The organism is Streptomyces sp. NPDC024632, assembly GCF_055559175.1.
The window spans coordinates 199,184-205,183 of record NZ_JBVHLD010000018.1 but is presented as its reverse complement, the minus strand read 5'-3'; the positions used below and the strand labels follow the sequence as shown (position 1 = coordinate 205,183).

Below are 6,000 nucleotides of genomic sequence, written 5' to 3'. Positions count from 1 at the left end.
CGACTCTATCAGACGCTTTCCAGTGCCTGACCCCCAGTCAGCGGGGCTTGTCTTTCCGGCTGTTCGGCCGTTCCGACGAGTGAGACATTAGCTGAACTTCGGCGGTCGAACCAAATCGGCCGCTTTCCGTTCCCGCCCCATTCCGAATGCGCACAAGTGAACGCCACGGCATGCCGTAGTCGCTCGTTTGTTTGCTGCGGAATGGCTGTCCGGGGACCGACCGGAGTCGGCGCTCACGCTCGGACAACCCGGAGAACGTTACGCACGGGTCCGGAGAGTGTCAACTCGGTGCCCTGGCGGTGGCCGGAGGGCTACTGTGGGTCGTATGACATCGCATGCGTGCACCTCTCAGTGGTGGGCCGCCTAGGGCGGCCAGGAGTCACGTATGCATCCAACGGCCGCCGCCTCGGCGGCCGTTTTCTGTTGTCCCGGCCGCGGTGGGCGGTGGTCCCGCGAACCCGACCAGGACCAGGAGACAGCAGTCATGACGCGGATTTTCAGTGGGGTCAAGCCGACCGGGCACCTCACCTTGGGGAACTACCTCGGCGCGATCCGGCGGTGGGCGGAAGAGGACCAGCACCGGGCGGAGTCGCTGTTCTGCGTGGTCGACCTGCACGCGCTCACCGTCGATCACGATCCGGCGCGGGTGCGACGGCTCACCCGGCAGGCGGCGAGCCTGCTGCTCGCGGCCGGGCTCGATCCGCAGGTGTGCACGGTGTTCGTGCAGAGCCACGTCGACGAGCACGCGCGGCTGTCGTACGTCATGGAGTGCGTGGCCACCGACGGTGAGATGCGGCGCATGATCCAGTACAAGGAGAAGTCCGCGCGGGCGCAGGCGGCCGGGCAGAGCGTACGGCTGTCGCTGCTCACGTACCCGGCGCTGATGGCGGCGGACATCCTGGCGTACGGCGCCGACGAGGTGCCGGTCGGCGAGGACCAGACGCAGCATGTGGAGCTGACGCGGGTGCTGGCGGAGCGGTTCAACCAGCGGTACGGGCGGACGTTCGTCGTGCCCCGCGCCGTACGGCCCGCCGTGGCCGCGCGGGTCATGGACCTCCAGGACCCCACCGGCAAGATGGGCAAGTCGCACGACGCCACCGCCGGGATCATCTACCTGCTCGACGAGCCCGAGGCGATCACCAAGAAGGTGATGCGGGCGGTGACGGACAGCGGGGCCGGCGAGGTGGAGTACGACCGCGAGGCGCGGCCGGGCGTCGCGAATCTGCTGGACATCCTGGCGGCTTGTACGGGCAAGGAGCCGGAGACGCTGGCCGGGGAGTACACGGCGTACGGGGCCCTGAAGCGGGACACGGCGGAGGCGGTGGTGGAGCTGCTGCGGCCGTTGCGGGCGCGGCACGCCGAGTTCAGCGCCGATCCGTCGTACGTGGACGGGGTGCTGCGGGACGGCGCGGCGGCGGCGCGGGCGCTGGCCCGGCCGACCGTTGACGCGGCCTACCGGGCGGTGGGGCTGCTGCCGCTCACGTAGCCGCGGCCGTATCCGTACTGCACCCGTGCCGCCTCGCTACCCGCGGCCGTAACCGTCGAGCCGGGTCATCCATTGCCGGAGGCCAGCTCGCGGCTGCGGTCGCGGGCGGCTTCGAGGGCGGCGAGGAGGGCGGCGCGTACGCCGTGGTTCTCCAGCTCGCGGATGGCGTTGATGGTGGTGCCCGCCGGGGAGGTGACGGCTTCGCGGAGCTTGACCGGGTGCTCGCCGCTGTCGCGGAGCATCACGGCGGCGCCGATCGCGGACTGGACGATGAGGTCGTGGGCCTGGGCGCGCGGGAGGCCGAGCAGGATGCCCGCGTCGGTCATGGCCTCGACCAGGTAGTAGAAGTACGCGGGTCCGGAACCGGACAGGGCGGTCGCGGCGTCCTGCTGCTTCTCCGGGACGCGGAGGGTCTTGCCGACCGGCTTGAAGATGGCCTCGGTACGGGCGAGGTGGGCCTCGGTGGCGTGGCGGCCCGCCGAGATCACGGACATGCCCTCGTCCACGAGCACGGGGGTGTTCGGCATGACGCGTACGACCGCGATGCCGTCCGCGAGCCGCTCCTCGAAGAAGGCGGTCGGGATGCCGGCGGCGGCGCTGATGACGAGGCGGTCGGCCGGTACGTGCGCGGCCAGCTCGTCCAGCAGGGCGCCCATGTCCTGGGGCTTGGCCGCCAGGATGAGGGTGTCGGCGGCCTTGGCGGCCTCGGCGTTCGTGACGGCCTCGACGCCGTAACGGGCGCGCAGTTCCTCGGCGCGTTCGGGGCGGCGGGCGGTGACCAGCAGGTCCTCCGGGGCCCATCCGGCGCGGATCATGCCGGAGAGGAGGGCTTCGCCGATTTTGCCGGTGCCGAGAACGGCGACTTTCTGCTTCTGGGCGGTCATGGGGTCATCTTCGCAGGGGCGGACGGGGCAAGCGGGCCGCGTCCGCCCTTCGGTCGTACGTCCGGGCAACCGGGGTGGCTCGGCTCAGGTGGTGCGGCTCAGGTGGTGCGGCGGCGCAGGGTGGCCGAGCCCAGGCCGAGAGCCAGGAGGGCGCAGCAGGCGACGATGATCAGATCGCGTACGAAGTCGCCGGTGACACCCGTGTGGTGGACGATCTGGGTGGTGGCGTCGGCGGCGTACGACATGGGGAGCACGTTCGACAGGCCGCTGAGGACCGGCTGCATGTCGCCGCGCGGGACGAACAGGCCGCAGAGCAGGATCTGCGGGAGCAGCACGGCGGGCAGGAACTGCACGGCCTGGAACTCGCTGGACGCGAAGGCGCTGACGAACAGGCCGAGCGCGGTGCCGAGGAAGGCGTCGGCGAGCGCGGCGACCAGCAGCAGCCACGCCGAGCCGGTGACGTCGAGGCCGAGCGCGAGGACGGACAGGCCGGTGGCGAGCGCGGCCTGGACGACGGCGACGGCGCCGAACGCGAGCGCGTACCCGGCGAGCAGGTCGGCCTTGCCCAGCGGCATGGACAGCAGCCGCTCCAGGGTGCCCGAGGTGCGTTCGCGCAGCGTGGCGATCGACGTGACCAGGAACATCGTGATCAGCGGGAAGATGCCGAGGAGCGAGGCGCCGGCCGAGTTGTACGTCTGCGGGCTGGCGTCGAAGACGTACTTCAGCAGTGTCAGCAGCACGCACGGGACGACGAGCATCAGGGCGATCGTGCGCGGGTCGTGGCTGAGCTGGCGCAGGACGCGGCGGGCCGTGGCGAAGGTGCGGTCGAGGTTCATCGCGCGGTCGATTCTGTGGGGGTGGACTCGGCGGATTCGTTGGCACTGGCACTGGCTTGTGCGGGGGGCTTCTGCTGAGAGGCGCCGCTCGCGCCCTCGGCCTGGCCGCCCTTGGCGTCGCCGCCCTTGGCGTCGCTCGCGCCGCTGGCTTCGTCGTTGGCCGCGTCGACCAGGCGCAGGAACGCCTCTTCGACGGTGTCGGAGCCGGTGCGCTCGCGCAGTGCGTCGGGGGTGTCGTCGGCGAGGATGCGGCCCTCGCGCATCAGCAGCAGGCGGTGGCAGCGTTCCGCCTCGTCCATGACGTGCGACGAGATGAGTACGGTCGCGCCGCGCTCGTCGGCCAGCCGGTGGAACAGTTCCCACAGGTCCCTGCGGAGCACCGGGTCGAGGCCGACCGTCGGCTCGTCCAGCACGAGCAGTTCCGGCTCGCCGAGGAGGGCCACCGCGAGGGAGACCCGGCCGCGCTGGCCGCCGGAGAGGTTGGCGGCGAGGCTGTCGGCGTGCGACATCAGGTTGACGTCCGTCAGGGCGCGTTCGACCTGGGCGGCGCGGTCGCGGTGCGCGATGCCGAGGACGGCGGCGTAGTAGTCGAGATTCTGCCGGGCGGTGAGGTCGGAGTAGACCGACGGCGCCTGCGTCACGTATCCGAGGCGCGGGCGCAGGCTGCGGTGGCCCGCCGGGTGGTCCAGCACGTTGAGGGTGCCGGTGACGTGGGCCTGCGAGCCGACGATCGCTCGCATCAGCGTGGATTTTCCGCAGCCGCTCGGTCCGAGGAGGCCGGTGATTCGGCCGGGCGGGAGGGTAAAGGAGAGGTTGTCGAGCACGGTGCGGCCACCGCGTACGACGCGGAGGCCGGCGGCCTCGATGGCGGGTCCGGGGGCTTTATTCATCATGTGATGAATAAACACCCGTGACGGGGTGCGCGTCAAGCCGTGCTCCTCCGGAGGGGGTGGGTTTTCGGGGGGCCTGGCGGCGGCTCGGTGGGGGGCCGGGGTTCCTGGGCCGGGGGGTCGGTGTCCTCATCCGGATGGCCGGGGTCCTGGTCGGGGGTCCGGGGTTCCTGGGCCGGGGGTCGGTGTCCTGGTCGGGGGTCCGGGGTCGGTCAGGGTCATCCCCTATGGCGTACGCGGTGGGGGCGAAGGATCGTTGCGGTATGAGGCGTTCATCCCGAGAAGTTGCTGCATCGCGCGTTGAGAAGCGGCAGTTGGCCGTGGCCTCGGCGACGCTTGGACCTTGGCGGCCGGCCGCTGCCGTCGGTGCGATCGGGGGTGGGGTGTCACTTGCCCTGCACCTCGTGCACGGGCACTTCGGGCTCGGCATTCTGGCCGGGGCGCTGTCCGTGGGCGCCCTGCTTTTCTACTGCGTGGGCGGGGCGGGGGCGGTGCTCGGGTACTCCGGGGGCGCGCGGGGGCGGGATCACCGGATACGGAGGTGGGCGCGGGAGCATCCGTGGCGGGTGGCGGCTGTGCCCGGGGCGCTCATGCTTGTCAGCGACTTCGTTATTCGGGAGGTCCTGACCAGTCAGGGGTTCTTCGGGTCGCTCTGGACCGGGGTCTGGCACGGGGCTGTCGTGGCGGCTGTCGTGGGAGCCGTCGGGACCGTTTCGGCTGCGCGGCGTGCCTGAGGCTTTGACGTCTTGAGCGCTTCAGGTCTTTTGAGCGCTTGACGTTTCTTGAGCGCCTGACGTCGCCCGTGTCGCACTGTCGGCGCACCTCGGTGCCTGGGGGGTCTTTCCCCCCGGGCGCCTTTCCTTTGCCCACCGCCCTGTCCCTGGTGTCGGTCCCGGGCCGGGGCACCTCCTCGAGCTGCGTGCTGCCTGCTCCTTTCCCATTCGTCCACGCCCTGTCGGCACGCAAATCTGCGGGGGCACCCCGCCCCGTCCCCTCCGGCCCGCCTGCGAGTGACGGTCCCCCATGGGTGGGGGGAGGCGGGCGGGGCAGTCCGCCGTCCGGTGGGCGGAGGGGGGTGAGTGGGTACCCGTCCCCTCCGGCACGGCTGCGGATGGCGGTCCGCCGTCTTGGGCGTCAGGGTCAGCCCACACTCGAAGTCCTCGCCCGGAAGCGGCGCGAGCTCATCGGCCTCGGAGCGGTAGTTGAAGCCGACCGAGGTGAGCCGACCGCGCAGGATCCGCTCGTCCTCCGCGGCGTCGATCTCGGCGATCCGCTCGTTCAGCTCGGCGAGCGAGGCGACGTCGGGAACGGGGACCAAGTGGGTGCGGCGGAACCGGCCGCCCTCCTGTTCCACCCCGCCCTCTCGTGGGCGCCTTCCTGACCGGGGATGCAGTAGAACGCGTCGAAGCCGTAGCGGGAGCGGAAGGCCACCCAGCGTTCGGATTCCACTCGGCTGCGGCCGGTGCAGACCAGGTTGACCGCCAGCTTGAGGTTGCCGTAGCGGATGTGCCTGGTCGGCACCCCTCCCAGCACGCGGAAAGCTTCGACGTGGCCTTCCAGGAAGGCTTCCTGCGCTTCAAAGGCGAAGACCCGGTGGACGGCCTTGCTCGAGTACGAGAGCCGCAGCGTGAACAGGTGGCACTTGACCGTGGTGCCGGCCAGCCGGACCCACACGTCCGCGAAGTCCACCTCGGCTTCCTCGCCCGGCAGGTGGATCTGCGGGACCATCCCGTCCTGGTGGACCCGGCCTTCGCGGGCCTCCGCTTCGATTTGCGGTGTCCCGACGAATGCTTGCGAACAGCTCGACCCGCGACAGCGCCAACCTCGGCCTCCCGACACAACCATGACCGCAGCCACGGCCCCCGACAGGCCGTGATCACTGGATCACACCCAGGCGCGGCTGT

At 71.0% G+C, this 6,000-nt stretch carries 5 protein-coding genes; 1 reads left to right on the top strand and 4 read right to left on the bottom strand.

The features are described 5' to 3' along the window. The first annotated feature begins 484 nt into the window (after nucleotides 1-484). On the top strand, nucleotides 485-1,486 hold the full coding sequence (gene trpS / locus ACZ37P_RS31170) for a tryptophan--tRNA ligase (RefSeq protein ID WP_401313863.1): 1,002 nt from the start codon (nucleotides 485-487) through the stop codon (nucleotides 1,484-1,486). A gap of 65 nt (nucleotides 1,487-1,551) precedes the next feature. On the opposite strand, the gene proC is transcribed toward trpS, so the two are convergent. From proC to ACZ37P_RS31150, 4 genes are all read right to left on the bottom strand, one after another. After that, on the bottom strand, nucleotides 1,552-2,370 hold the full coding sequence (proC, locus tag ACZ37P_RS31165; protein WP_355350229.1) for a pyrroline-5-carboxylate reductase: 819 nt from the start codon (nucleotides 2,368-2,370) through the stop codon (nucleotides 1,552-1,554). Nucleotides 2,371-2,468: 98 nt separating this feature from the next. Further along, on the bottom strand, nucleotides 2,469-3,206 hold the full coding sequence (locus ACZ37P_RS31160; protein WP_355350226.1) for an ABC transporter permease: 738 nt from the start codon (nucleotides 3,204-3,206) through the stop codon (nucleotides 2,469-2,471). Next, complete coding sequence (locus ACZ37P_RS31155; RefSeq protein ID WP_355350223.1) at nucleotides 3,203-4,099, bottom strand: ABC transporter ATP-binding protein; 897 nt, start codon at nucleotides 4,097-4,099, stop codon at nucleotides 3,203-3,205. Before ACZ37P_RS31155 ends, ACZ37P_RS31160 begins: the two co-directional genes overlap by 4 nt. A gap of 1,275 nt (nucleotides 4,100-5,374) precedes the next feature. After that, on the bottom strand, nucleotides 5,375-5,824 hold the full coding sequence (locus ACZ37P_RS31150) for an IS21 family transposase (RefSeq protein ID WP_467349655.1): 450 nt from the start codon (nucleotides 5,822-5,824) through the stop codon (nucleotides 5,375-5,377). Nucleotides 5,825-6,000 lie beyond the last annotated feature (176 nt).

Coding starts and splice junctions, on each gene's coding strand:
- trpS (WP_401313863.1), top strand. CDS start 485: ATGACGCGGATTTTCAGTGGGGTCAAGCCGACCGGGCACCTCACCTTG.
- proC (WP_355350229.1), bottom strand. CDS start 2,370: ATGACCGCCCAGAAGCAGAAAGTCGCCGTTCTCGGCACCGGCAAAATC.
- ACZ37P_RS31160 (WP_355350226.1), bottom strand. CDS start 3,206: ATGAACCTCGACCGCACCTTCGCCACGGCCCGCCGCGTCCTGCGCCAG.
- ACZ37P_RS31155 (WP_355350223.1), bottom strand. CDS start 4,099: ATGATGAATAAAGCCCCCGGACCCGCCATCGAGGCCGCCGGCCTCCGC.
- ACZ37P_RS31150 (WP_467349655.1), bottom strand. CDS start 5,824: ATGGTCCCGCAGATCCACCTGCCGGGCGAGGAAGCCGAGGTGGACTTC.